The sequence below is a fragment of the Silvimonas terrae genome (assembly GCF_014202765.1).
GTDB lineage: Bacteria > Pseudomonadota > Gammaproteobacteria > Burkholderiales > Chitinibacteraceae > Silvimonas > Silvimonas terrae.
In genome coordinates this window covers 467,843-491,120 of record NZ_JACHHN010000003.1, presented here as the reverse complement: position 1 = coordinate 491,120, position 23,278 = coordinate 467,843, and the positions used below count along the sequence as shown (strand labels likewise).

At 57.6% G+C, this 23,278-nt stretch carries 26 protein-coding genes and 1 tRNA gene; 18 read left to right on the top strand and 9 right to left on the bottom strand.

The window, feature by feature from the left end; translation table 11 throughout:
• Nucleotides 1-286 precede the first annotated feature (286 nt).
• The 10 genes from rplM to recQ all read left to right on the top strand — a co-directional run bounded on the left by rplM (nt 287) and on the right by recQ (nt 9,399).
• The gene (gene rplM / locus HNQ50_RS09495; RefSeq protein WP_184099901.1) at nt 287-715 is read left to right on the top strand and encodes a 50S ribosomal protein L13; all 429 of its coding nucleotides are present in this window, start codon (nt 287-289) and stop codon (nt 713-715) included.
• An 11-nt stretch (nt 716-726) separates the two neighbouring features.
• Nucleotides 727-1,119, top strand: a complete 393-nt coding sequence (rpsI, locus tag HNQ50_RS09490) for a 30S ribosomal protein S9 (protein WP_184099899.1) — start codon at nt 727-729, stop codon at nt 1,117-1,119.
• Nucleotides 1,120-1,358: 239 nt separating this feature from the next.
• On the top strand, nt 1,359-2,402 hold the full coding sequence (argC, locus tag HNQ50_RS09485) for an N-acetyl-gamma-glutamyl-phosphate reductase (RefSeq protein WP_184099897.1): 1,044 nt from the start codon (nt 1,359-1,361) through the stop codon (nt 2,400-2,402).
• A 13-nt stretch (nt 2,403-2,415) separates the two neighbouring features.
• On the top strand, nt 2,416-3,123 hold the full coding sequence (locus tag HNQ50_RS09480) for a DUF6776 family protein (protein ID WP_184099895.1): 708 nt from the start codon (nt 2,416-2,418) through the stop codon (nt 3,121-3,123).
• Nucleotides 3,123-3,551: a bactofilin family protein gene (locus HNQ50_RS09475; protein WP_184099893.1), complete on the top strand. Its 429-nt coding sequence runs from the start codon at nt 3,123-3,125 to the stop codon at nt 3,549-3,551. Before HNQ50_RS09480 ends, HNQ50_RS09475 begins: the two co-directional genes overlap by 1 nt.
• Before the next feature lie 110 nt (nt 3,552-3,661).
• On the top strand, nt 3,662-4,012 hold the full coding sequence (gene erpA, locus HNQ50_RS09470) for an iron-sulfur cluster insertion protein ErpA (protein WP_184099891.1): 351 nt from the start codon (nt 3,662-3,664) through the stop codon (nt 4,010-4,012).
• A 102-nt stretch (nt 4,013-4,114) separates the two neighbouring features.
• On the top strand, nt 4,115-5,635 hold the full coding sequence (gene pap / locus HNQ50_RS09465) for a polyphosphate:AMP phosphotransferase (protein WP_184099889.1): 1,521 nt from the start codon (nt 4,115-4,117) through the stop codon (nt 5,633-5,635).
• Nucleotides 5,636-5,702: 67 nt separating this feature from the next.
• Nucleotides 5,703-6,293 carry a malonic semialdehyde reductase gene (locus tag HNQ50_RS09460; protein WP_184099887.1) on the top strand — a complete coding sequence of 197 codons (591 nt, stop codon included), beginning with the start codon at nt 5,703-5,705 and terminating at the stop codon, nt 6,291-6,293.
• A gap of 117 nt (nt 6,294-6,410) precedes the next feature.
• Complete coding sequence (locus HNQ50_RS09455; RefSeq protein WP_184099885.1) at nt 6,411-7,523, top strand: hypothetical protein; 1,113 nt, start codon at nt 6,411-6,413, stop codon at nt 7,521-7,523.
• Between the two features lie 79 nt (nt 7,524-7,602).
• Nucleotides 7,603-9,399: a DNA helicase RecQ gene (gene recQ, locus HNQ50_RS09450; RefSeq protein ID WP_184099883.1), complete on the top strand. Its 1,797-nt coding sequence runs from the start codon at nt 7,603-7,605 to the stop codon at nt 9,397-9,399.
• 140 nt (nt 9,400-9,539) lie between these two features.
• Here recQ and HNQ50_RS09445 read toward each other — a convergent pair whose 3' ends face one another.
• The gene (locus tag HNQ50_RS09445; protein ID WP_184099881.1) at nt 9,540-12,005 is read right to left on the bottom strand and encodes an ABC transporter permease; all 2,466 of its coding nucleotides are present in this window, start codon (nt 12,003-12,005) and stop codon (nt 9,540-9,542) included.
• Nucleotides 12,002-12,718 (bottom strand): ABC transporter ATP-binding protein, encoded by a 717-nt coding sequence (locus tag HNQ50_RS09440; RefSeq protein WP_246428643.1) that lies wholly within the window; start codon nt 12,716-12,718, stop codon nt 12,002-12,004. The genes HNQ50_RS09445 and HNQ50_RS09440 overlap by 4 nt, the downstream gene beginning before the upstream one ends.
• Here HNQ50_RS09440 and HNQ50_RS09435 point away from each other — a divergent pair.
• Entirely contained in the window at nt 12,702-13,316 is a 615-nt protein-coding gene (locus tag HNQ50_RS09435; protein ID WP_246428642.1) for an arylesterase, read from the top strand. The two genes, HNQ50_RS09440 and HNQ50_RS09435, sit on opposite strands and share 17 nt — an antisense overlap.
• Before the next feature lie 76 nt (nt 13,317-13,392).
• Here the strand turns inward: HNQ50_RS09435 and HNQ50_RS09430 are convergent, their stop codons facing one another.
• Genes HNQ50_RS09430 through HNQ50_RS09415 form a run of 4 tightly spaced genes read right to left on the bottom strand, consistent with a single transcriptional unit; the run spans nt 13,393 to nt 16,164 of the window.
• On the bottom strand, nt 13,393-14,004 hold the full coding sequence (locus HNQ50_RS09430) for a BON domain-containing protein (RefSeq protein ID WP_184099877.1): 612 nt from the start codon (nt 14,002-14,004) through the stop codon (nt 13,393-13,395).
• Nucleotides 14,005-14,007: 3 nt separating this feature from the next.
• Nucleotides 14,008-14,598, bottom strand: coding sequence for a phosphoheptose isomerase (locus tag HNQ50_RS09425; protein WP_184099875.1), 591 nt, complete (start codon nt 14,596-14,598; stop codon nt 14,008-14,010).
• 4 nt (nt 14,599-14,602) lie between these two features.
• Nucleotides 14,603-14,950, bottom strand: a complete 348-nt coding sequence (locus tag HNQ50_RS09420; protein ID WP_184099873.1) for a YraN family protein — start codon at nt 14,948-14,950, stop codon at nt 14,603-14,605.
• Complete coding sequence (locus tag HNQ50_RS09415) at nt 14,947-16,164, bottom strand: penicillin-binding protein activator (RefSeq protein WP_184099871.1); 1,218 nt, start codon at nt 16,162-16,164, stop codon at nt 14,947-14,949. Before HNQ50_RS09415 ends, HNQ50_RS09420 begins: the two co-directional genes overlap by 4 nt.
• Here HNQ50_RS09415 and rsmI point away from each other — a divergent pair.
• The 7 genes from rsmI to HNQ50_RS09380 all read left to right on the top strand — a co-directional run bounded on the left by rsmI (nt 16,159) and on the right by HNQ50_RS09380 (nt 20,303).
• Nucleotides 16,159-17,028: a 16S rRNA (cytidine(1402)-2'-O)-methyltransferase gene (gene rsmI, locus HNQ50_RS09410; RefSeq protein WP_308419148.1), complete on the top strand. Its 870-nt coding sequence runs from the start codon at nt 16,159-16,161 to the stop codon at nt 17,026-17,028. The genes HNQ50_RS09415 and rsmI overlap by 6 nt on opposite strands.
• Before the next feature lie 47 nt (nt 17,029-17,075).
• Nucleotides 17,076-17,160 (top strand) — tRNA-Leu (locus HNQ50_RS09405).
• 156 nt (nt 17,161-17,316) lie between these two features.
• Entirely contained in the window at nt 17,317-17,667 is a 351-nt protein-coding gene (locus HNQ50_RS21910) for a hypothetical protein (RefSeq protein ID WP_221303102.1), read from the top strand.
• 2 nt (nt 17,668-17,669) lie between these two features.
• Complete coding sequence (locus HNQ50_RS09395; RefSeq protein WP_184099869.1) at nt 17,670-18,203, top strand: YrhB domain-containing protein; 534 nt, start codon at nt 17,670-17,672, stop codon at nt 18,201-18,203.
• A 164-nt stretch (nt 18,204-18,367) separates the two neighbouring features.
• The gene (locus HNQ50_RS09390; RefSeq protein ID WP_184099867.1) at nt 18,368-18,574 is read left to right on the top strand and encodes a hypothetical protein; all 207 of its coding nucleotides are present in this window, start codon (nt 18,368-18,370) and stop codon (nt 18,572-18,574) included.
• Nucleotides 18,575-18,822: 248 nt separating this feature from the next.
• Nucleotides 18,823-19,242 carry a hypothetical protein gene (locus HNQ50_RS09385; protein WP_184099865.1) on the top strand — a complete coding sequence of 140 codons (420 nt, stop codon included), beginning with the start codon at nt 18,823-18,825 and terminating at the stop codon, nt 19,240-19,242.
• Nucleotides 19,239-20,303 carry a beta family protein gene (locus HNQ50_RS09380; protein ID WP_184099863.1) on the top strand — a complete coding sequence of 355 codons (1,065 nt, stop codon included), beginning with the start codon at nt 19,239-19,241 and terminating at the stop codon, nt 20,301-20,303. Before HNQ50_RS09385 ends, HNQ50_RS09380 begins: the two co-directional genes overlap by 4 nt.
• Here the strand turns inward: HNQ50_RS09380 and HNQ50_RS09375 are convergent.
• The 3 genes from HNQ50_RS09375 to HNQ50_RS09365 form a co-directional block, all read right to left on the bottom strand.
• Nucleotides 20,295-21,074 carry a sce7726 family protein gene (locus HNQ50_RS09375; RefSeq protein ID WP_184099861.1) on the bottom strand — a complete coding sequence of 260 codons (780 nt, stop codon included), beginning with the start codon at nt 21,072-21,074 and terminating at the stop codon, nt 20,295-20,297. The genes HNQ50_RS09380 and HNQ50_RS09375 overlap by 9 nt on opposite strands.
• A gap of 531 nt (nt 21,075-21,605) precedes the next feature.
• Nucleotides 21,606-22,829 carry a Bcr/CflA family efflux MFS transporter gene (locus HNQ50_RS09370; protein ID WP_184099859.1) on the bottom strand — a complete coding sequence of 408 codons (1,224 nt, stop codon included), beginning with the start codon at nt 22,827-22,829 and terminating at the stop codon, nt 21,606-21,608.
• Entirely contained in the window at nt 22,830-23,261 is a 432-nt protein-coding gene (locus HNQ50_RS09365) for a MarR family winged helix-turn-helix transcriptional regulator (RefSeq protein ID WP_184099857.1), read from the bottom strand.
• Between the last annotated feature and the right edge of the window lie 17 nt (nt 23,262-23,278).

The following is a 23,278-nucleotide window of genomic DNA, read 5'->3' as shown; positions in this document are numbered from 1 at the left end:
CAGCCGCGGCGGACTTTGCCTGGATTGCGGCATTGCAACAATTTCTGCTTGAAACGATTTAGCTGTTTGTCATATACTCAAATCGCAACGTCAAGGTTCGCCTTGATGTTGTCTCCTCCATCCTCCTTCTTTGGTGGAATTCAGCGCAATCCAGACCAGGATTGCGTTTTTTTTACCACCGTATGTCAGTGTTAGCGCATCCCGACACATTCAGGTTTGACAGAGCCTTGAATACAGGGATAAAATCCGCGACTTTCTCCAAATCGAATTGTGGATACGAGCAGTTATGAAAACTTTTTCTGCCAAGCCGCACGAGGTAAAGCGCGAGTGGTACGTCGTTGACGCCACTGACAAAGTGCTGGGTCGTCTCGCGGCTGAAATCGCCAAGCGTCTGCGTGGCAAGCACAAGGCCGAGTACACCCCTCACGTTGATACGGGCGACTACATCGTAGTGGTTAACGCAGACAAACTGCGCGTAACCGGTGACAAGGCAACGTCCAAGATTTACTACCGTCACTCCGGCTTCCCGGGTGGTATTTACGAACGTACCTTCACCGAACTGCAAAACAAGTTCCCGGGCCGCGTGCTCGAGACCGCAGTGAAGGGCATGCTGCCCAAGGGCCCTCTGGGCTACGCCATGCTCAAGAAGCTGAAGGTTTATGCTGGCACTGAGCACCCGCACTCTGCCCAGCTGCCGCAAGTTCTGGATATCTAAGGAAAGCCCACATGGTAGGCAAATACTATTACGGTACCGGTCGTCGCAAGAGCGCAGTTGCTCGCGTGTTCCTGACCAAGGGTACTGGCAACATTGTTGTTAACGGCAAGCCGCTGGACCAATACTTCGCTCGCGAAACTGGTCGCATGGTTGTTCGTCAGCCGCTGGAACTCACCCAGAACCTGCAATCCTTTGACATTCTGGTCAATGTGGTTGGCGGTGGTGAAACCGGTCAAGCTGGCGCGCTGCGTCACGGCATCACCCGCGCTCTGATCGACTTCTCTGCTGAACTGAAGCCGACTCTGAAGGCTGCTGGTCTGGTGACTCGTGATGCCCGTGAAGTTGAACGTAAGAAGGTTGGTCTGCGCAAGGCCCGCCGTCGCAAGCAGTTCTCCAAGCGTTAATTCGCTGCGAGCACTTGCTGCACAGAAAACCGCCCCTTGTGGGCGGTTTTTTTATTTTCAGACTTTGCGAACTGGCGATCCGTCTGGGCTTCATGGTTTCATCACCGGCTTTTGATGGCGGACGAGCGGTGTGCGTCGGCAGACTTGCGATGGCATGCGTTACAGAGATGCCAGTAAGGTTGGCGCTTTAGTCTGTTAGAATCATCAGTCTGATTTTTAGCCATGGGAGACGAGCAAACATGATCAACGTAGGCATTGTTGGCGGCACAGGTTACACCGGTGTAGAACTGCTGCGTCTCCTGTCGCGCCATGGTGGCGTCAAGATCAAGGCCGTGACCTCCCGCAAGGAAGCCGGCATGCCGGTGGCAGACATGTTCCCCAGCTTGCGCGGCTGTGTGGATGTCGCATTCTCCTCGCCGGATGACTCTGACCTTAAAAAGTGTGATGTTGTCTTCTTTGCCACGCCGCATGGTGTGGCCATGGCCCAGGCGCGTGAACTGCTGGAGGCCGGGGTCAAGGTGATCGACCTTGCCGCCGATTTCCGCCTGAAAGATCCGGCTGAATTCCAGAAATGGTATGCCATGGAGCATACCTGCACGGATTTGCTGGCCGAGGCCGTGTATGGTCTGCCGGAAGTAAACCGCGATGCCATCCGCAAAGCCCGTCTGATCGGCATGGCGGGGTGTTATCCGACTTCGGTACAACTGGGCTTCAAGCCCTTGCTGGAAGGCGGCAAGAAGCTGATCGAAACCGACACGTTGATTGCCGACTGCAAGTCCGGCGTGTCCGGCGCGGGTCGCAAGGCAGAAGTGGGCACCTTGTTTGCCGAAGCTGGTGACAACTTCAAAGCGTATGGCGTGAAAGGCCACCGCCATTCGCCGGAAATGGTCCAGGGCCTGACCGCCATTCATGGTGCACCGGTCCATCTGACCTTTGTGCCGCACCTGACCCCGCTGATTCGGGGTATTCATTCCACGCTGTACGCCCGCATTCTGCCGCAAGCGCGCGATACCGATTTTCAGAAACTGTTTGAAGAATGCTTTGCCAATGAGCCGTTTGTGGATGTGATGCCGGCCGGTGCCACACCGGAAACCCGCTCTGTCCGCGGTTCCAACTATGCGCGTATTGCGGTACACCGCCCGGGTAATGGTGACTTGTTGATCATCCTTGTGGTGGAAGACAATCTGGTGAAGGGCGCGTCGGGTCAAGCCGTGCAAGTGATGAATCTGATGTTTGATCTGCCGGAGCAGCAAGGGCTTGAAATTGTTCCGTTGCTGCCCTGAGCGCGGCTGACGCATGCGACGTCTTTATCGTTTACAGCGGGCGCGGCTGACAGCCGCGCCTTTGTCTGTCAAGCCAGCGCCGGGCCTGACCGGCCGGTTGTTGCAACTGGCTACGCTGGTCGGCGTGCTATCGGCAGCCGTGGTGGCTGGCGTATGGTGGGGTTACAAGGATGGCGCCCGCCAAGAGCAGGAACGCCTGGGGCAGGCCGCCAGAGCGTCGATTGCCAACGCCAGTGCGCTAGCGCAAGCCAGCTTGCAACTAGCAGAGAAAACCCAGCAATTGCAAATGGCAGAGGCCGCCCGCACGGCACTGGCCAGTGATCTGGCGAGTGCGCAGCAGGAACTGGCCGGTAGTCGCGAACGGCTGGCTTTTTTTGAGACATTACTGACTGCCAACGACCGCGCTCATCAGGTAAGTTTCGCCTCCTGTGAATTTGAGCCGGGCGAATTGAACAAATGGCATTACCGTCTCACCGTGGTACAAGGGGTAGACCGCGCACCGGAGTTTGATGGTGTGCTCAATATTGCGGCGACCAGCAAGGCCAAACCTGCGCGGATTGAATTTGCGCAGCAAACGGTGCGGGTCAAGCACTACCAGCGTATTGAGGGTGATGTGACCATGCCCGAGGGCGCACGGCCGGAACTCTTTGAGGCCACGCTGGGTGTCAAGGATGCCAGGACGACGCTGGCGCAATGTCAGAAGAAAGCCGGAGGAATTTGATGTTCAAGAATAAAAAAGGTAACCAGCGTATCGATAGCCTGATCGGTCAGGGCAGCACGGTCAGTGGCGATGTCGTATTTGCTGGCGGCCTGCGGGTTGATGGCACGATCCGCGGTAGCGTGACAGCGGCCGATGAAAAAAACGGTACGCTCGTCGTCTCGGAAAAAGCACGGGTTGAAGGCAAGGTGCGTTGTAGCCATCTTGTACTGAACGGCGAAGTGCTGGGCCCGATTGAGGTCTCGCAGTTCGTGGAGTTGCAGCCCAAGGCGCGGGTGAAGGGTGACCTCACCTACAAAACCCTGGAAATGCATCCGGGTGCGGTGATTGAGGGCCGACTGATTCCGCTGGCTGGTGCATCGGTGGTGACACCGGCGAGCACGGACAAGCCGCATCAGGTGGCGCAAGAGAAAGAAACCGCCCACGTTTGAAGCGGCGCACCGCACTGGCGATGTCCGCTTTGCATAATGTGATGGATTGACCGCCCGCCATGCGAGGCGGATAATCCAACTATATTAGTCAACTATTGCAGGAGCATCCCATGAATGCGGTAGCCGAAATGCCGAGCCCGTTTATTTTTACTGATTCTGCGGCCGGCAAGGTACGCGATCTGATCGAGGAAGAAGGCAATCCTGATCTGAAGCTGCGCGTGTTCGTCACCGGCGGTGGCTGCTCTGGCTTTCAGTACGGCTTCACTTTTGACGAAATCGTCAATGAAGATGACACCGCTGTTGAAAAGAGCGGCGTGACCCTGTTGATCGATCCAATGAGCTACCAATACCTGGTGGGCGCTGAAATCGACTACGTAGAAAGCCTGGAAGGTTCGCAGTTCACCATCAAGAACCCGAACGCCACGTCGACCTGCGGTTGCGGTTCGTCGTTCTCGGCCTGATCCTGCGTCTTGGGGTCAAATCAAAAAAGGAAGTCTGCGGACTTCCTTTTTTCATGCCTGCGACATCCATAATGATGATTTTCCGCACGCAAGGGTCAATACATGTTTGAAGCGGCAGAGCTGGGTCATCATATCGACAAGGCCACCTGGAAGGCAGAGGAACCACCGCTGCGCGAGGCGCTACTCGACCTGCAATACCAGATGCATGAGCGGGCCGAGCGCTCCGTGGTGATTTTGCTGGCCGGCGTGCCCACGGCCGGCAAGGGTGAAATGGCCAACAAGCTGATGGAGTGGATGGACCCGCGCCATATCGCCACCCACGCTTTCAGCACGCATCCGCTTGATGATGCTGGCCGGCCGGAGATGTACCGCTTCTGGCGCAGTCTGCCACCCAAAGGACAAATATCCATCCTGTTTGGTGGCTGGTACGCCGGGCCCATCTGGGCCGGGGAGCACCAGCAAGACGCCGCCACCTTGCAGCGTGAGGCGGAAAAGATAGCCCGCTTTGAGCGCATGCTGGCGTCGGAAGGCGTGCTGCTACTCAAATTCTGGTTGCATCTGTCTGCGCCGGAACTTAAAAAACGCATGCAGAAACTCTCTGACAACCCGCTCACCGCCTGGCGGGTAGCGGATGAGGATCATGCGTATCTCAAGCATTACCCGCGCAACCTGGATAGCGCCCGCAAACTTTTGATGGCGACCAACCTGGCCTTGGCCCCGTGGCGTGTGGTGGAAAGCGTGGATGAGAATTTCCGTGCGCTCACCGTGGGCCGCCAGCTCAAGGACGCGCTTTCTCACCATGTCGCGCGCAGCGCTGAGGCTGAAAACCGGGTTGAGGCGCCGCCACTATTACCGCCGGTGGATGGTCTGCGGTTGCTGGATACCCTCAAGCTCAACCATGAGCTCGACAAACACGATTACCAGCAACAACTGGAAGCGTTGCAGGGGCGCCTGAACGGACTGAGCCGCGACCCTGGTTTTGCCAAAATGGCGGTAGTGGTGGCATTTGAAGGGATGGATGCCGCAGGTAAAGGTGGCGCCATTCGCCGTATTACCGGCGCGCTGGATGTCCGCCAATATCGGGTGGTGCCGATTGCGGCCCCCACCGATGAAGAAAAAGCCCAGCCCTGGTTATGGCGCTTCTGGCGGCATGTGCCGGCGCGTGGCCGTTTTACCGTATTTGACCGTACCTGGTACGGCCGCGTGCTGGTCGAGCGCATTGAAGGTTTTGCCAGCGTGCCAGAATGGATGCGCGCCTACAACGAGATCAATGATTTTGAAATGCAGCTGGATGCTGCTGGCGTCGTTGTCGTGAAGTTCTGGTTGTCGATTGATCAGGACGAGCAACTCAAACGCTTCCAGTCCCGCGAAGAGATCGGCTACAAGCGTTTCAAGATCACCGACGACGACTGGCGCAACCGCGAAAAATGGAGCCAGTACGTAGAGGCCGCCAGCGACATGATCGAGCGCACCAGTACGCCGCATGCACCGTGGCACCTGATTGGCGCCAATAACAAGTATCATGCGCGGATCAACGTGTTGCAGACCTTGTGCGACGCCATTGAAGCAGGGCTGGCCCGGCAGGCCGGCGCTGTGACCCGGACGTCGCACAAGAAAAAATGATGACCTGAACCGGATGCCGGCCGCGTTGCGGTCCGCGCATCTTTTATTGCTTGCCGGAGATTAGTGCATGAAACCGATTCTTGACGCCGCCGTGCTTGATCAATTGTTCAACAACGCGCGCACCTATAGCCATTTCAAACCGCAGGAAGTGACGGACGCGACGCTCAAGCGCCTGTACGAACTCTTGCGCTACGCCCCGACCGCTGCCAACGCCAACCCGGCCCGTTTTGTGTTCGTCAAATCGCAAGCCGCCAAAGAAAAGCTCAAGCCAGCCCTGTCCGCCGGTAACGTAGACAAAACCATGGCCGCGCCGGTGAACGTCATCGTCGCCTACGATCTGGAGTTCTACGAAAAGCTGCCCAAGCTGTTCCCGCATGCCGATGCCCGCAGCTGGTTTGCCGGCAATGATGCTGCCATTCAGAGCACGGCATTTCGCAACGGCAGCCTGCAAGGCGCTTATCTGATCGAAGCGGCCCGCGCGCTGGGGCTCGATTGCGGTCCGATGTCCGGTTTTGATAACGGCGCGGTCGACGCCGCATTCTTTGCCGGCACGCCGTGGAAATCCAATTTCCTCATCAACCTGGGTTATGGGGACGATACGCAACTGCATCCGCGTAATCCGCGCCTGGATTTCGACGAAGCCTGCCGTATCGATTAAGCTTGTCTCCGGCCGCCACCGCGCGGCCGGGCAGGGCGCCTGCGCAACGCGGGCGCCCTCTATGCACAGAACAATGATAAAGCCGCATCGGGTGTGCTAACCTGGTGCCGGACGTGGATGGACGCATCCACTTTGGGGATCGCACGCAACATGAGTGACTGGAGTGTCTGGAAAGCGCTGGAAGACTGGCGCAGCCGCAAGCACGAACTCGACCCGATGTTTGCCGCTGCCGGCGTTGCGCCGGAGCTGGAATCCATGGTGTCGCGCGTGCTGGTGGATGTCCGCCGCGCTCCGCCGACCCCGCCGCTGCAAAGTGGCAACAAGCCCCAGGACGACGACGAATACAAGCGCTACACCGAGGCTTTCTACCGCCATTACGATGACAGCCTGTTCAAGGCCGAGTCTTTGTTGCGCCACGCCTGGGTGCCAGAGGCTGAACCGCTGGCCCGCAATGTCCGTACCGAAGTGGCCCGATTGCGTCAGGCCATGGCGGCCAATCCGGGCAAACTGCCCGACTTTGCCCGGCTGGAGGTCTTGCTAGGGCATTACCTCAAGCTCGACGACCCGGCGCTGCCCATCAACCCGCAAATGCTGGCGGCCCGCAAGCAGACGCTGATCGAAATAGCCGGCTACCCGCTGCTGGTCCAGCATTCGCAATCGCACCAGTTCAACGATCTGCTGCCGCCGCTGGCTTCCAGCTCGTTTGAGGCTGACTTCAACCAGCATCTGCAAACTTACCTGGAAACGCCGTGGTTACACTCCCGGCTGATTTCACAGTGGTATGCGACGGTCGTGGTGGATATGGCCATCGCCCGGCGCAAGCGTGATGCCGTGGATGACGAACGTATTCGCGAGTCCCTGGGCTGGCGCTGGCCGGCCCCCTCGGTATGGCTCAAGGATTTCGACCAGGCTGACCAGATGTGGTATCTGGTGTTGGTGATCATTGCCATCTCTGCGCTCTTTATGGAGTGGTGGTGGCTGGCGTTGGCCTTGATTGTCTGGATGAACCTTTCGCTGGGTGCGTTTCGACGCGAACAGAAAGAGATCGAACGTCGCCGGGCGCATATCGTGGCCCGCTTGCACCTGCTCAAGAAAGTGCGTGACCGGTTTGCCAATGGTCACACGCCGCTGGAACGGCTGGAAACCCAGCTCCATCAGCTTGACGAAAATGGTGACCTTTTGAACGAGCGCGTGTTGCAACTTTTGCGCCTGCACCAGCACACCGCGTAATCCGGACCCGATCTGACCGAAGACGGCTTGCCGCTGCCCGCGCTGCGGTACAATCACGCCTTTCTTGCTGTTGGCACTTATGTCCGCCCGTCCCGCACCTCTGGAAATCCTCCAGCACGTTTTTGGTTACCGCGATTTTCGCGGTATGCAGACCGATATCGTCCAGCATGTGACTGAAGGCGGTGACGCGCTGGTGCTCATGCCTACGGGCGGCGGCAAATCCCTGTGCTACCAGATTCCCGCACTGGCCCGGCCCGGCTGCGCCGTGGTGGTATCCCCGCTGATTGCGCTGATGCAGGACCAGGTGGATGCCCTGCGCCAGCTGGGTGTTTCGGCGGCGTTTCTGAATTCCACCTTGAGTGCAGAAGAATCACGCGAGGTCGCACAAGCCTTCGTCAACGGGGACTTGCAGCTGCTGTACGCTGCGCCAGAACGCCTGGTGACGCCGTCCTTCATGGCGCTGTTGCAACAAGCGCAGATTGCCCTGTTTGCCATTGATGAGGCGCACTGCGTCTCGCAATGGGGGCATGATTTCCGGCCGGAATACCTTGGATTGTCGGTGCTGGCCGAACAGTTTCCGGGCGTGCCGCGCATTGCCCTGACCGCCACGGCTGACCATGCCACCCGGGAAGAAATCGTCACCCGGCTGGCCCTGCAGGACGCGCGCCAGTTCATTACCAGTTTTGATCGCCCCAATATCACCTACACCATCGTCGAGAAAAAGAACGCGCGCGATCAGCTCCTGACCTTGCTGCGACGGGAGCACGAAGGTGAGGCGGGCATTGTCTACTGTTTGTCCCGCAAGAAAGTAGAAGAAACAGCCGCCTGGCTGCGGGAGCGCGAGATCAAAGCGCTGCCGTATCACGCCGGACTGGACGCCAGTACCCGTGCCAAACACCAGCAACTGTTCCTGCGCGAAGAGGGCGTGGTCATGGTGGCGACCATTGCCTTTGGCATGGGTATCGACAAGCCGGATGTGCGTTTTGTGGCGCACCTGGATTTACCCAAGAGCATTGAAAACTACTACCAGGAAACCGGCCGGGCCGGCCGGGATGGCCAGCCGGCCACCGCCTGGATGGCCTATGGCCTCAACGATGTGGTGTTGCTGGCCGAGATGATCGAGCAAGGCAATAGCGGCGACACCCAGAAACAAGTAGAGCGCCGCAAGCTGGATGCCATGTTGGGTCTATGTGAGGCCACCGGCTGCCGTCGCCAGGCGCTCCTGAGTTATTTTGGTGAGCAAACCGCGCCTTGTGGCAACTGCGACAATTGTTTGAACCCGCCTCAACTGACCGATGTCAGCGAATCGGCGCGCAAAGCGCTGTCCTGCGTGTTTCGCACCGGTAACCGCTTTGGCGTGGGGCATCTGGTGGACGTGTTACGCGGCAAACTCAATGACAAGGTCAAAAGCTGGAATCACGACAAGACCAGCACTTTTGGCATTGGTCAGGATGTCGATGAAGCCACCTGGCGCGCCATTTACCGCCAGTTGCTGGCGCGGGGGGCCTTGCAAGTCAGCGGCGATGGCTTTGGTGGCCTGACCCTGGGCGATGCCGCCCGGCCGATCCTGCGCGGCGAAGCGCCGCTGTACCTGCGTGCCCGCACCGAGAAGTTCAAGGTGCGTGAACGGGATACCAGCGAGTTCCTGGAGCCAGAAGACAAACAACTCTGGGCTGCACTGCGCCGTAAACGCAAGGAGCTGGCCGATGCGCAAAACGTGCCGGCCTACGTCATCTTTGCCGACGCCACACTCAAGGAAATGGTCCGCCTGCGCCCGGCAGACCGGTACGAGATGGCGCGTATTTCTGGCGTGGGTGATCGCAAGCTGGAGAAATACGCCGAGGACTTCCTCGCCGTGATTGCCGAGCGGGGGTGACGAATACGCATCCCGCGGGCTCGTCATTCCGCTCCTCGGCGGCCCCCTTGCGCCGGAATCCAGGGGGCCTTTGCCGGCAAGTACCACCAAGTAGCCCCGAATGCCCGGCCGTAGGCCTTCATCCGGGCTGCGAGTTCGTCTTATGCCGGATCACGCAACAGCGTCAATGCCGTCACCCGGCTCAATCTGCGCCGCTCCCAAGCCGTCACCGCGCTGGCCAGGGCCACGCCACTGACCACACTCACCAGCGGTAGCCATGCATTGAAGCTGACCGGCAAATCGAGCACCTGCTTACCCAGCGCCCAGCCTGCCACGCTGGCGCCCAATCCGGCCACCAGACCCGCCACGGCGCCAATCGCCAGACCTTCCCAGCGCTGGATCGCGGCAATGTGCTGCCGCTGCGCACCCAATGCGCGCAGGATGGCGACCTCACGCTGACGTTCTGGCGCGGTGGTTTCCAGCGCGGCGACCAGCACCACCAGCGCCGCGACCAAGCAAAAGGTAAACACCAGGCTTAATGCGCTGGTCGCCAGTCCCAGCACGCGGCGGACTTCGGCCAGCACTTCGCCCACATCAATCACCGTGACGTTGGGGTAGGCGTTGACGATCTGCGGCACCAGCGTGGTATTGCCCGGCGGCAGATAGAAGCTGGTAATCAGGCTGGCCGGCAAATTGCGGAACAGCGCTCCCGTGCCGGTGACAAAGAAATTGACCTTGAACGAATCCCAATCCACCTTGCGCAGATTGATGACGCGGGCGGTGATGGGGGTGCCGGCGACGTCAAAGGTCAGCTCGTCACCGACTTTGATATGTAGTGTCTCGGCCAGGCCGCTCTCAACCGAAAAACCGGGTGCGGATTCGCGCAGTGGCACACCGGCCTGCAGGCGGTTGTCCTCCCGCAAGGTATCGCCCCAGGACAGGTTGAACTCGCGCTCCGCCAGTTGCCGGGCGCGATCATCTTTCAGGCCATCCACCTTCACGGGCTGCCCGTTGCGTTCGGTCCAGCGGCCCCGGATCATGGGTTGCAGCGGGGCATCGGTGACACCCGCGGCGGCCAGCGTGCGGCTGAATGCCATGGCCTGAGCAGGCTGGATGTTGATCGCAAACTGATTGGGGGCATGCTCCGGAATCTTGCTTTGCCAGGTCGCCAGCAGATCATGCTCCACCACGGTCAGCAGCCAGACTCCCAATAACCCCATGGCCAATGCCGCCATTTGTGCCATCGATAGCCACCGCCGGCGGATCAGCTGGCGTAACGCAATCCGCGCCGCAAAACCCCGGCTGAAGCGGCTTAACAGGCTCAGGCAGGCCCAACCAAGCAGTGCGGACACCACCAGCGCCCCCGCCATGGCCCCCAGTACGATGAGCGTGAGTTTGAGGCGCCCGCCCAGCCAGAACATCAGCGCAATGGCGCACAGTCCGGCCAGCAACCAGGTGGCCCAGACGGATGCTGGCGCGGTGCTGTCGTGGCGCAAAACGCGCACCGGTGGCGTGCGTGCCAGTTGCAGCAGGGCAGGGCCGGCTGTTCCCAATAACAGAATGCCGCCTAGACCTGCCGCAATCAGCCAGTGCCCCAGGTCGCCCGGTGGCAGCGGTGCGGGCAGGCGGTCCTGCACCAGCCAGCCCAGCCCGGCCTGGGCGCTCCAGCCGATGGCGCCGCCGATCAGCGCTGCCAGTAACCACAGGATGAAGAGTTCGGCCCAGAGCATGCCGGCAATACGGCGGCGGGATGCCCCGATCGCGACAAACAAGGCCACGGCGTCGGTCTGGCGCAGCGCGTGCCGGCGTGCCGCCAACAATACGGCGGCCGACGCCAGTGCGGCGGCCAGCAGCGTGACCAGACGCAAGAAGTCTTCTGCGCGTTCTAGTGTCACTTTGACTTCCGGCCGGGCGCTACGCACATCTTCCAGTCGTTCACCGCGTTGCAAGTGGCCTTTGGTGGCGGTTTTCCAGGCGGTGACGTCGGGTACGGCGCCGGCCACGAGCAGACGGTAGCGTACCCGGCTGCCAAACCCGAGCAAGCCCGTTGCGGGCAGGTCGGCGGCGTTCATGGTCAGGCGAGGCTGCAGGCTGGAGAAATCCAGCGCGGCATCGGGTTCCTTGTCCAGCACGGCGGCCACTTTAAAGTGGCTTAAGCCCAGATCCAGCGTGGAGCCCACCTTGAGACCCAGCAAGACCCCCAGGCGCGGATCGATCCAGACCTCGCCGGGGGCAGGAATCCCCTTGGCCGGGCGCACACCCGGGCCGTCTTGCAGGGTCACCGTACCGCGCAAAGGATAGCCCGCATTCACCGCCTTGATGGCGGAAAGGCGGGCTTTGCCATTGGCGCTGACCATGCTGGGAAAGCCCGCGGTATGCGTGCTCGTCAAATGAGACGCGCTGGCGCTTTGCTGGTACTGGTCAGGCACCGGATGGTCCGCAGACAGCACGGCATCGGCCGCCAGCAGGGTATTGGCCTGGGCATTGAGCAAACTGCCCATGCGGCCCGTGAGGATGCCCACGGCGGTCAGCGCGGCGACGGTGACGATCAGCGCCGCCAGCAAGGTGCGATAGTCTCCGGCCACCAGACCGCGCCGGAAGCGGCGAAGCGTCAGTCGCCAGATCATGCGTTGACCCATTCAAGCATACGACCGGCTTCCAGCCGCAGGCGCGCACCACAACGGGCGGCCAGGGTTTCATCGTGCGTGACCAGCACCAGCGTGGCCCCGGTTTCGCGGTTGAGTTCAAACAGCAGGTTGGCGACATGTTCGCCGGTATGGCTATCCAGGCTACCGGTGGGCTCATCCGCAAACAGAATGTCGGGCTGGGTGGCAAACGCACGGGCCAGTGCCACGCGCTGCTGTTCACCCCCCGACAGTGTGCGCGGGGTGTGCTCCAGCCGTTTACCCAGACCCACCCGGTCCAGCCAGTGGCGCGCGGTTTCGCGCAATTGCGCGGCGGGCACTTTGTTGCCCAGGAGTTCCAGCGGCAACATCACGTTTTCCAGCGCTGACAGCTCAGGTAACAGCTGAAAAGACTGAAACACAAACCCGGCATGCGCGCCGCGCAAGCGGGCACGGCCATCTTCATCCAGCGTCGAGAGGGTTTGCCCGGCCAGCCGTACCTCGCCATGGCTGGGGGTATCCAGCCCGGCCAGCAAAGACAGCAGCGTAGATTTACCCGAGCCCGATGCGCCCACAATCGCCAGACTCTGCCCGCGGGTGAGTGTGAACGAGATATCCTGCAGGATGTCGATGGTTTCATCGCCGGCAATGACGCGCTTGCCCAGTGCGTCCGCCGCCAGCATGTCAGGAGAAAGAGAATTGCGTAGATCGTTCATTGTGGCTGCTTTGATCCTGTTGATCAGCAAAGTGGCATGTGCGGCCGCCGTTGCGCCGGTAATGCTGGTGTTTGGCGATAGCTTGTCCGCCGGTTACGGGCTGGCGGCCAATCAGGCCTGGCCCAGCTTGTTGCAACGTGATCTGGCTGGCAGCAAGACGCCATATCGCGTCGTCAATGCCAGTGTATCGGGTGAAACGACCGCGGGCGGCCTGACGCGGCTGCCCGCAGCACTGAAAGAACATCATCCCAGACTGGTGGTGCTGGAACTGGGGGCCAACGATGGCCTGCGCGGCTTGCCACTGGATGTCGCCCAGCGCAACCTTGCCCGGATGATCGAACTGGCACAAGCGGCCGGTGCCAAAGTCCATTTGATCGGCATGCAGATGCCGCCCAATATGGGGCCGGACTACACCCGCAGTTTTGCCAATATGTACCCCGCACTGGCCAGACAGTATCGCACCGGTTTGACGCCGTTCTTGCTGGCCCCCGTCATCATGCACCCGGATATGTTCCAGGCCGACCAGTTGCATCCTACCGCCGCAGGCCAGCCCTTGCTGGCAACGCAAATCCGCAAAGACCTGGCACCGCTGCTTTGATTTCGATTTGCCCTGCGCGGGCATAAGACAACAAAAAAGGTGCGAAGATTCGCACCTTTTTTGTTGAGGCAGATCATCAGTTACGATCAGCCGGACCTTGTGGCTGGTTTTCCACCAGCTTGACCACCTGTTCCACCCCGGAAACCACGCTAGCTGCCTGTGCCGCACGGTCCGCCACATCCGGCTTGGCAATCCCCAGCAGGTACACCACCTTGCGCTCGGTGACGACCACCAGATGCAAACCGCTGGAATCCATGCCGCTCTGACTGACGATGGAGGTCTTCACCCGCGTGGTCAGTTGCGCGTCGTTCAGGCGGTCGGTAGTCGATGACACCGGGCCGGCGACCGTGGAGTTATACACGCGGCGCACGCCGGGCTGGCTTTGGGCTATCTGCTGCACGCGGCTGCGGGCGGCTTCGTCCGGCACTTCGCCGGTCAGCAGTACGTTGCCATTAAAGATATTCACGTTCACGTGCGCCTGGTCTTTCCAGGTGTCGTTAATGTTGGCGCCAATACGGTTGCCCAGATCCACGTCAGCCTTGATGGTTTCGGCCGGGCGCGGGTCAGTACCAATCAACACGCCCAGTGCCGCACCGCCGGCAAAGACTAGCGGTACGCAGCCTTGCAGGCCAATCATCACCGCCACGCCAGCGGCTGCCAGCCCTTTCTTGCTCAACAATCCTTTCATGGCTTACTCGCCCCCTAACAGCAAATAGTCGATGGCATCACACATCGCATGGATGATGGTGACGTGCATTTCCTTGATGCGCGCACTGCGTTCTACAGGCACGCACAACAGTGTGTCTTCATTGGAAAGAATGTCAGCCACCTGGCCGCCATCCCGCCCGGTGAGCGCAACCACGCTCATTTGCCGGTCATGTGCCGCATGTATGGCAGAAATGACATTGGCAGAGTTCCCGGATGTTGAAATGGCCAGCAGCACATCGCCTGCGCGGCCAATGGCGTGGACCTGGCGCGAGAACACCATGTCAAAGTCGTAATCGTTGGCAATGGCCGTCATGGCCGAGGTGTCGGTCGAGAGCGCAATGGCCGACAAACCGGGGCGCTCGCGCTCAAAGCGGCCGACCATTTCGGTGGCAAAGTACTGTGCATCGGCGGCGGAACCACCATTCCCACAGGTCAGAATCTTGCCGTCAGCAATCAGTGTTTGCATCAGGCGCTCGGCCGCCTGGGCAATTTGCGGCGACAGAATTTCGCGCGTCAGTTCGGCGGCGGTGATGCCATCGTCAAAGTGCTGGCGCACGCGTTGCATCAAATCCATTCAATTAATATCCGTCAGAAGCGTCGATACAGTTTTTCAGCCAGTGCAACTGATTGCCTTCAATGATGATGGCGTCGAAGCGGCACGGCGGCTGGGGCTGCAATTGGGCCAGATAAAGGGTTGAGGTGGCAAGTAACCTGGCTTGTTTAGCCGGGGTAATGCTAAAGGCTGCACCGCCAAAACGGGTGTTACGGCGCTGGCGTACCTCCACAAATACCAGTGTTTCGCCTTCTTGCGCAATCAAGTCGATCTCACCAAAGCGGCAATGCCAGTTGCGGGCGAGCAGGGTCAGGCCGCGGGCAGCCAGGTAATCTGCTGCGCGCGCCTCCGCCGCATCTCCCTGTTGCTTCATGGCGCGGAAGCTGGGGCTGGATCGGGCGCTTCGGTGTAGCCGGGCGCTTCTGCGTTGGGAATGCTGACCGACAAGGTGCCAGGCACCAACTCGCGCTGAACGATGTTGTGCGGGTCCATTCGCAAACGGCCAGTCAGGCCATCTTTGATGGCCAGCTGGTCCGGCGGGGTAAGTAATAGCGCGGCGGCAATCTTCCAGGCATCTACCCCCATGGCAAACAAACGCTCCAGATCGTTGGAGGGCGAGCGGGCGTGTTCGTAAATCTTGTATTCAGGGGTATCCGGGTTGATCAACCAGGGCATGTCCAGATAATGAATACCGGCCAGATCCAGCATGGCTGTCGTCGGCAATTTACCCGTGTTGATCTGGCTGCTGGCATAAATAGGTCGCCCCGTGCCAATAAACGGACGCACCCGGCGCGCGGTGCGCTCATCCATGGCAAGGAACACGGCATCTGCATCCATCAGCTCCAGTTGCCCCTTAAGCAAGGCGAACTCTTTGGGCCCGACTTTGAGCACGGATGCACCCTCAACGCCCTGAGCGCGCCAGCCATCGGTAAAGCCCTGGGTCATGCGCAAGGGCAGGGCCCCATCGACCGAGATCACCACGGGGCGAGAGACACCATCGGATCGCATCTGTTTGGCCACCTGGGCGGCTTCGGCTTCCAGCGACAGGCTAAAGCTGAACAAGTGGGGCTGGCGCGGCGTTTCGCCATCAAAACTGTTAAGGGCCAATACCGGAAAGGAGAATTCGCCACTGTCTGCCAGCTTGTTGACCGCGCTTTTGGTCAACGGCCCGATCACCGCTGCGGCACCCATCTGACTGGCCCGCTCAAACTGCGTCAGGACGTCTTCATCGGCATCGGTCGTATCAAAGATACGCAAGGGGGGCTGGTTACCGTCAGAAAGCGCGGATTCCGCCGCGAAGAGACCGGCCTTGATCGCCTCTACCGCCGGTCGCCATGCTTTGGCTTTGGCGGGCAGTAATACCGCAATGAAATTACCACCCTTGGACGGGGCCGCTTGTGGCGCTGAGGCGCTGGCTGACGCGGGCAAAGACATCGGTACGCTCGCCGCCTCGCTGGCCACCGGCGCCGAGGCAATCCGCATTTGCAGGACGGGTTCTGCATGCAACGGGCTGGCCGCCAGCATGGTCAGGCCGTATAGTACGGCCGCGACACCGCGCATTACCGCAGGGAGAACCCGAGCGTGCATACAGAGCCTTTGATTGTCAGTAAGTCTTCATTATATGTGGTGGCCACGCCCATCGGTAACCTGCAGGACCTGACCCCCAGGGCCATCGACGTGTTGCGTGGCGTGAACGTCATTGCCGCTGAAGATACCCGCGTCACCGGCCAGCTACTCAAGTATTTTGGCATTAACACGCCCATGATCAGCTTGCGTGAACACAACGAGCGTGCAATGGCCGAGAAACTGGTACAGCGTCTGCAGGCTGGTGACGCTGTCGCCCAGGTATCAGACGCCGGTACGCCCGCCATTTCTGACCCCGGCGCGCAACTGGTCGCCGCCGTGCACGCCGCTGGCCTGCGCGTGATCCCGGTGCCGGGTGCATCCGCCCTGACCACCGCGCTCTCTGGCGCCGGCTTTACGTGCCCGCATACATTGTTCTACGGTTTCTTGCCGCCCAAATCCCGGCAGCGCCAGGACGCCATCGCTCCGTTAGTCACACTGCCTTATGCCACTGTATTTTATGAAGCCCCCCACCGCATCCTTGATACCCTCAAGGACCTGGCCGACGGCTTTGGTCACGACCGCACCGCCCTCATCGCCCGCGAACTGACCAAAACCTTCGAAACCCTGCGCCGCGCTCCGCTGGGCGAACTCTTGCCTTGGGCTGAAGCCGACAGCAACCAGCAACGCGGTGAGTTCGTCATTGTCATCGACGCCGCCCCGCCGGCCGCGCCAGACGAAACCAACGCCCACGACCACGTCCTGCACCCCTTGCTGGCGGAACTCCCGCTCAAACAAGCCGTCGCCATCGCCCAAACCATCACCGGTGCCCCCCGCAACGCCCTGTACGAACGCGCGTTGGAACTAAAAAAAGCAATGCAATCGTAACAAGCACTTGCCAGCCGCCCTGCATCTGGTTAATAATCCCGCCTCCTGCCCGAGTGGTGGAACTGGTAGACGCGCCGGACTCAAAATCCGGTTCCGAAAGGAGTGTCGGTTCGATTCCGACCTCGGGCACCAGACACTAGGTCACGCAAGTGACCGAATAACCCGCAAAGCCCCGTAGTACAAGGCTTTGCGGGTTTTTTTATTCCCGCTGTTTTTGTCCCGTCTCCGCAATAAATCGCAGTTTTACACTACACTGTGTCCCGTCAGTGTCCCCGTGAGTGTCCCAAAATGGCGACCATAGAGAAGCGCTCAAATGGCCATTACCGCGCCCGCATCCGCCGTGGCGACGTGAATGTCTCCGAAACTTTCCGTACCAAGGCTCAGGCTGTTGCTTGGGCCGCACAAGTCGAAAGCGATATGGAGGCCGGCCGGCTGGGCCTGATCCCCAATAAAACCTTTGCTGAGCTCCTCGAGCGATACATCGAAGATGTTATCCCTTCCAAGCGGGGCGCTACTCGCCTTGCTTCTAAGGTTGATGTGATGACCTTGGCCAAGATCAGCGGACATCGAGATCTTCGCATCCTTCAGAACACCTACTACGCTCCAGATATGAGTTTGGTGGCCAGTAGACTGGATTAAAAATGAGCCGAACTGCAGAAACCGCGAAAAAAGCTGCCGAATGTTTTCTCCAAGGCGACCTAGCAGACATGGCTAGTGAGGTCTCGATCATTGATGCCCAGACACAAGAATTCCCGGCAGGTTGGGTTTACTTCTATCAGGCCTCGAAGTTTCTGGAGACTAACGACGTTCACTATGCACTTGTCGGTAACGCGCCAGTTTTTATCCCGCGAGCTGCAGGCGCGGGCTGGTTTCTGAATTACCACCGGTCACTGGATGAGGCAATGAGCGCATATGAATATTGCGGTGACCCTAACGCGCTAGCAAATGCTGAAATCGACTTGTTGGGTTGGCGAGCTGATGCAGAAAAAATACAAGCAACTCAAATCGTGAGAGCTAAAAGTGGCTGGCCATTGGGGGCTTCTAAACAAGCCATCGATAGTTGTCTGGATAGACATAGAGTGAAAATCCCAATGACATCTGTAGCTGCAGCGCAGGAATGCGTCTCGGAGCTAGATAGAATAGGATTTAACGCGACGGTGTCATATGGAAAGTAAAAAAGGCCGAACCCGGCCTTTTTTTATTTGCGCTTTTCTTGGCGAGCTTCAGCCCAGCGAATAACCTCTGTAGCCCGCCAGCGTCGAATAGCGCGCTTTTCGCCCTCAGTGGGTAGGTGGATGGCCTTGGGGAAGTCCGGCCGACATGCATAACGTTCTGAGGCATGACGGGCGGATATATCCCGCACCCGCTGCTGTCGCGCACCGAGTTCTCGAGCTTCGTGACTGACTACCTGGTGTTCGGCAATGCCGACTTTGAGAGGATCGACTCGGTCATGGGCAAGCCGCTGGCATTACGGGCGGCGCTGGCCAAGTACACACGGCGCGGTGTGGATCTGTCTCAGTATTTCCCCGCCACGCCTGCCCGCTAAATAGGTCGCTTTTCTTGCAGCCTTGCACCAGTCCGGTCACCTTTTGTTGCTGCGGGGTTTCGGCGGATTTTTAGGGGTAGAGGAATCTTGCAATTTCGTGCGTTTTCTTGCAGCCCTGCGTTGTTTTCTCGAAGACTATTTTTTGAGGTAAATCAGGAGCCGGCTTTGACCATCCCTACGCAATCGAATATCTTTGTAAGACGAAGCCTACGTGGGTGAGGTTTGGAACGCCTATATTCAGGGGGAATATGGAAGACCTTAATGCTTTGAAGAGATTAGATGTCGATGGAGCAACGTACAAAGGTTATATTGTCGGAATAATAGGTATCATATTTGGTGTTTTTTCTTTAATAATTGGTATTTATCCTTTGTTTAATAAGGATGAAAATTACCGGTATCTCGTTCTTTCAGGATGGGGTGCCGCTATTATTATATCTGCCGTTTTATTTTTTATAATCTGCAAATTAGTAAATGTTATAAATGAGCAATTTTTGCAGTTGCAGAAAATTGCAGAAGAACGAGAGCAGATAAAGGCAGCAAATCAACGGCTTATTGAAATTGATGCGTATGTTATTGGAAATGCTACAAGACGAACGGCAGAAAGAAGAAGAAAATCTAACGAAGTCCCCGGTGTTGAAAATTCAGTTGATGAAGGAAAAGAAAAGTGAGCATTTCTATCGATTTCAATTCAAAGAATTATTATCCGGCCCTTCGTTCTAGGCCTGCCGAGATATTGGGGTATAAAAATTTAAAAGATTCTGTAAAGGACAAAATAATCCCGACATTTACTTTGGGAGCTTGGCCGAGGCACCAGGATTTAAAAGAGGGACTCAATAATACGTTAGCTGCTGTTGGTGGTCGGCCTTTTATTTTGGACCTCTCCAAAGAGCCTTTGCATCAGACGGATGATCTTCAAAAGCTATTGGACCCTAACGATGGTTTTTCCCTCTGGAAGGAGTTTACTGCAAATATAGAGAACGTGATTCCCGTTGTCCAAATAACCTCATCTTCTAAAATGGCACAGGTGATTCGGCAAGCGAGAGCGTTTGAAAGCAGAGGGCTCGGAAAGCTGGCCTTTCGCTTACCGTTTAATCCACAAATCATTTCATTTGCGTCTGCTGCTCTTGCCTCTCTCGACTCTGCAGACAATGCGTTGGTTATAGTGGATGCGGGATATATCCGTGACTCTATGGCTTCGTCACTTATCGCATCTGTGAATACTATCAATGAAATAAGAGATGGAGTTGAGGAGGCAACTATTGCCGTAATTTCCTCGAGTTTCCCGTCCTCAGTAACATCTTTCCTGACGGGGGGGCCATCCACAGGAGTGATCGGGATCTTGGAGCGCGACTTGCATGAACAGATTGGGGCAGATGCGGCCATCTATGGCGACTACGGGTCGATTCACGCTAAGGTTTACGTAACCGGAGGGGGGCGATATACCCCACGTATCGATTATCCTTCGCCCGAGGACTGGTGTTTTGAACGCAGGCCGGATACAACTTCGGAAGGCTATATCGATGCCGCACAAGCTTTGTTAGACAAGATCCCATCTATCGCGAAAGAGGATACGTGGGGGGCGGAAATGATTCGAAAAGCGGCTGCCGGCAGCATCGATGGTATGAAAACTCCATCGAGCTGGATTGCAGCACGCGTCAATATGCACATTGAACGACAGGTGAACGTATATCCAGCTACGTTTGCTGATGATTTTGAAGATTTAATCTAATTTTTTTCGTGTCCTAATAAATACGGGGGCTCCTGCTGGGAGTTCCCCATATTTTCTTGAAAAGACATCGTAATCAAGAATGCGGCGCTCAATATTTTCTGGCGAAATATGCGCCAAGCTGATTTTAGGTAAATCGCTGATCTTTCTTAATCTTGTAAGGTCGTTAATGGTTATTCGATGGGCAAGGCCATTTATAAATTGGTCGTGAGTTTTTTTGTATCTATTTTTAAGGCAGTCTAGTAAATGTTTACGAACCAAGTTGACGGATATGATTTCTGAAGCTTGTATCAGGCTTTCTTTCTTTTGATACAGCTTTGAAGAAATTCCATTCTTCTTTAGAAGGGTGAAAATTTCAGCCTTGGTTAAATGGCTACACAATGCATCATGCCCTGATACTTTATCGGTTCTGCCTCTTTTAACGACCTTTAGTGAAATTTTTTGATTGGAAGCGCTTGCGACCCATAACTCCACATTGTTTGGAATCATGCTTGCGATTTGAGTTGCGTGCTTTTCTGTTGTTACTACGGTAACTTTATCAAAAGTCTGGAGATACGTCGCAAGTTGCCCATCCAAACGTCTCAGGGTGTCGACGTCACTTTTAATTTCGAATGCATGCAACTTACCATTGGCTACGGCTAAATCAACCCTCCGCGACCAATTGGCAACGACCATTTCATTGATTAAGACCGCATCATTAAGTGCGCCGGACTCAATCAAACGCTCAATAACTGCGCATTTGATATGCGCTTCATTCAATAAAGTGTTTTTCATGAGCCGTTAAAGTAAGTCAATCATTACCTTGGTTATAATAGTTCAAAACTCAGTGTGGGACTCTCCGAGCCGACAGATAGCCAAGTGGCGCCGCCGGATTGTATCTCCAATCACTGTGTCGTTGGTAGATGGTGTAGTGTGCGTCTTCTTTCTCGCGTTCGGAAGAGAGCTGTGTTGTGCCGACGTGAGGAATAGCAGCTTAGTGCTTGCCTTCGATCAGAACCGGATCTCTAGTCGCTACCACGCTTTCGATAGTCTTGGGGGGGAGTTTGGTTCCTTTATACGGAATCGCACCGAGCTGTGTCGGACATCCATCCGGGTGGAAATAGTGTCCCAAAATTGTCCCAAGATGACAAAGTTTGGCTGTATTTATAGATTTTAGTTTCCGACCTCGGCACCAGATTCCCTTCCAAAGTTGCCTTAGGAAGGCTCAAAACCCCAGAAGAATCAACGCTTCTGGGGTTTTTTGTTTTCCGGGTTATTCAGAAAAACCTGGTCAAGGCAGCCTGAATTGTGAGGCTATATCGCATATCACGCAGCCTTCTGCACAAGCGCTTGTTCCCCCGGCTGGATAAGCAAGCGGTTGGCAAAGAAACAGATTAGCGCCAGGATCAGGTAGACCACCAATAGTGCTGGCGCGCTGTGTACCGACAACAGGCTTAGCAGGAAGGAGGTCACGCTGGTGATCAGGATGTTGATCAAGAACATCAGCGCGGTGGCGGTGCCGGCAATATGCCGGAACAAAGACAAGCCGCGACCCATGGACATGGGGAACAACATTCCCTGGCCGAAGAACATCAAGGCGCTGATGCCGCACAACAGGGGCAGGCTTTCTGGCCAGAATTGCGAGAACCCAAGCCCCACCAGTACCACGGCCAGCAAAAGGCTGGTCATGACGTGCTGCACACGCGCAACCGGAAACCGCTTGACCATGTAGCGGCAAACAAAGGTGGCGAGCATGAATACGCAGCCTAGCCCAAAGGCAATGTGGCCAAACATGATGGGGGAGTAATGCCAGGCGCTCTGGATAATGAAGGGGCCGACGGTGTTGAAGGCAATGCTCATCGAATAAATGGCCCCCATCAGTATCACCATGCCCATAAATTGCCGATGCCGGATGACCTCTGCCAGATTACGGCGGATGGTGGGCAAGGCCAGTGGGTGGCGGCGAAAATGCGTTTCCGGTACCAGAAAGACGACCAGCAGCCACATTAGCGTCATGGAGACGGCAAAGAACACAAAGCAAGCCTGCCAGCCCGCGTACACCTGCAGATAACCACCCAGGACCGGTCCGATGATCGGGCCAAGGCCGAACATGCTGCCGGAGAGCACGCCAATCTTCACCAGTTCATGCGATTCCAGTACGTCCGGAAAGATGGAGCGCGCCACGACCGAAATGGTGCCCACCATCAAACCCTGAATCAGCCGGGTAGCCAGCAGCACCGGCAGCGTGGGCCAGCACAAGGGCAGCAGGCTGATCAGTACGAACCCGGCCATGCCGCCCAGCAGCAATTTGCGGCGCCCCCAGGCATCGGTCAAAAAGCCGGAAAAGAAGTTACCCAGCGCGTAACCCAGCAGATACAGGCTGATCAGGTTTTTGACGGCGCCGTCGGATTGGCCCAGCGCCACGGCCATGGCCGGTAATGATGGTGCGATCAGGTCGACGGCCATCCCGAACAGCGGCATCAGCAGTAACAGTACAGCCAGCAAGCGCTTCTGCTGCCCGGGCGCCAGAGAGAGTGTGTTATTGGTCATTTATTGATCCTCGTCGGGCTGCAGGTTGGCTTGCATCCTGGTCAGCATGGTGTGCATCAACGCAAGTTCGTCTTTGCTGAAGCCGCTAAACAACTGCGCCTCTACGCTGTTCATGGCTGCAAGCAAGGCGGGCATCCGCTCGTTGCGGCAGCGCTCGGTCATTTCGACGAACATGCAGCGGCGGTTTTCCTGCCAGGGGCGGCGCGATACGTAGCCGTCTTTTTCCAGTGCATCCAGCGTTCTGGCCAGTTGTGCCGGGTCCATATCCAGCCGGCCCAGCAGGCTTTTCTGCGTGCCGTCGCCATGCACATGCAGCATGAGCAGCACCTGGCACTGCGGTCGGGTGATCCCGGCACTTTGCAGGTAACTGTCCAGCCGGCGGCGCTTGAGGTTAACGATGTGCGCCAGATTGTGGCCAAGGTAGGGAAGCATGCTGGCTCCTGCGTTGA

What these genes read in the sequence shown, in the direction of transcription:
- HNQ50_RS09425 (WP_184099875.1), bottom strand. Translation starts at nt 14,598, where the DNA reads ATGGATTTGATGCAACGCGTGCGCCAGCACTTTGACGATGGCATCACC.
- HNQ50_RS09415 (WP_184099871.1), bottom strand. Translation starts at nt 16,164, where the DNA reads ATGCACGCTCGGGTTCTCCCTGCGGTAATGCGCGGTGTCGCGGCCGTA.
- HNQ50_RS09480 (WP_184099895.1), top strand. Translation starts at nt 2,416, where the DNA reads ATGCGACGTCTTTATCGTTTACAGCGGGCGCGGCTGACAGCCGCGCCT.
- rplM (WP_184099901.1), top strand. Translation starts at nt 287, where the DNA reads ATGAAAACTTTTTCTGCCAAGCCGCACGAGGTAAAGCGCGAGTGGTAC.
- HNQ50_RS09390 (WP_184099867.1), top strand. Translation starts at nt 18,368, where the DNA reads ATGACGGGCGGATATATCCCGCACCCGCTGCTGTCGCGCACCGAGTTC.
- HNQ50_RS09370 (WP_184099859.1), bottom strand. Translation starts at nt 22,829, where the DNA reads ATGACCAATAACACACTCTCTCTGGCGCCCGGGCAGCAGAAGCGCTTG.
- HNQ50_RS09460 (WP_184099887.1), top strand. Translation starts at nt 5,703, where the DNA reads ATGAAACCGATTCTTGACGCCGCCGTGCTTGATCAATTGTTCAACAAC.
- HNQ50_RS09420 (WP_184099873.1), bottom strand. Translation starts at nt 14,950, where the DNA reads ATGAAGCAACAGGGAGATGCGGCGGAGGCGCGCGCAGCAGATTACCTG.
- HNQ50_RS09445 (WP_184099881.1), bottom strand. Translation starts at nt 12,005, where the DNA reads ATGATCTGGCGACTGACGCTTCGCCGCTTCCGGCGCGGTCTGGTGGCC.
- rpsI (WP_184099899.1), top strand. Translation starts at nt 727, where the DNA reads ATGGTAGGCAAATACTATTACGGTACCGGTCGTCGCAAGAGCGCAGTT.
- HNQ50_RS09395 (WP_184099869.1), top strand. Translation starts at nt 17,670, where the DNA reads ATGAGCCGAACTGCAGAAACCGCGAAAAAAGCTGCCGAATGTTTTCTC.
- argC (WP_184099897.1), top strand. Translation starts at nt 1,359, where the DNA reads ATGATCAACGTAGGCATTGTTGGCGGCACAGGTTACACCGGTGTAGAA.
- HNQ50_RS09365 (WP_184099857.1), bottom strand. Translation starts at nt 23,261, where the DNA reads ATGCTTCCCTACCTTGGCCACAATCTGGCGCACATCGTTAACCTCAAG.
- erpA (WP_184099891.1), top strand. Translation starts at nt 3,662, where the DNA reads ATGAATGCGGTAGCCGAAATGCCGAGCCCGTTTATTTTTACTGATTCT.
- HNQ50_RS09430 (WP_184099877.1), bottom strand. Translation starts at nt 14,004, where the DNA reads ATGAAAGGATTGTTGAGCAAGAAAGGGCTGGCAGCCGCTGGCGTGGCG.
- pap (WP_184099889.1), top strand. Translation starts at nt 4,115, where the DNA reads ATGTTTGAAGCGGCAGAGCTGGGTCATCATATCGACAAGGCCACCTGG.
- HNQ50_RS09455 (WP_184099885.1), top strand. Translation starts at nt 6,411, where the DNA reads ATGGACGCATCCACTTTGGGGATCGCACGCAACATGAGTGACTGGAGT.
- recQ (WP_184099883.1), top strand. Translation starts at nt 7,603, where the DNA reads ATGTCCGCCCGTCCCGCACCTCTGGAAATCCTCCAGCACGTTTTTGGT.
- HNQ50_RS09475 (WP_184099893.1), top strand. Translation starts at nt 3,123, where the DNA reads ATGTTCAAGAATAAAAAAGGTAACCAGCGTATCGATAGCCTGATCGGT.
- HNQ50_RS09440 (WP_246428643.1), bottom strand. Translation starts at nt 12,718, where the DNA reads ATGAACGATCTACGCAATTCTCTTTCTCCTGACATGCTGGCGGCGGAC.
- HNQ50_RS09375 (WP_184099861.1), bottom strand. Translation starts at nt 21,074, where the DNA reads ATGAAAAACACTTTATTGAATGAAGCGCATATCAAATGCGCAGTTATT.
- HNQ50_RS21910 (WP_221303102.1), top strand. Translation starts at nt 17,317, where the DNA reads ATGGCGACCATAGAGAAGCGCTCAAATGGCCATTACCGCGCCCGCATC.
- HNQ50_RS09385 (WP_184099865.1), top strand. Translation starts at nt 18,823, where the DNA reads ATGGAAGACCTTAATGCTTTGAAGAGATTAGATGTCGATGGAGCAACG.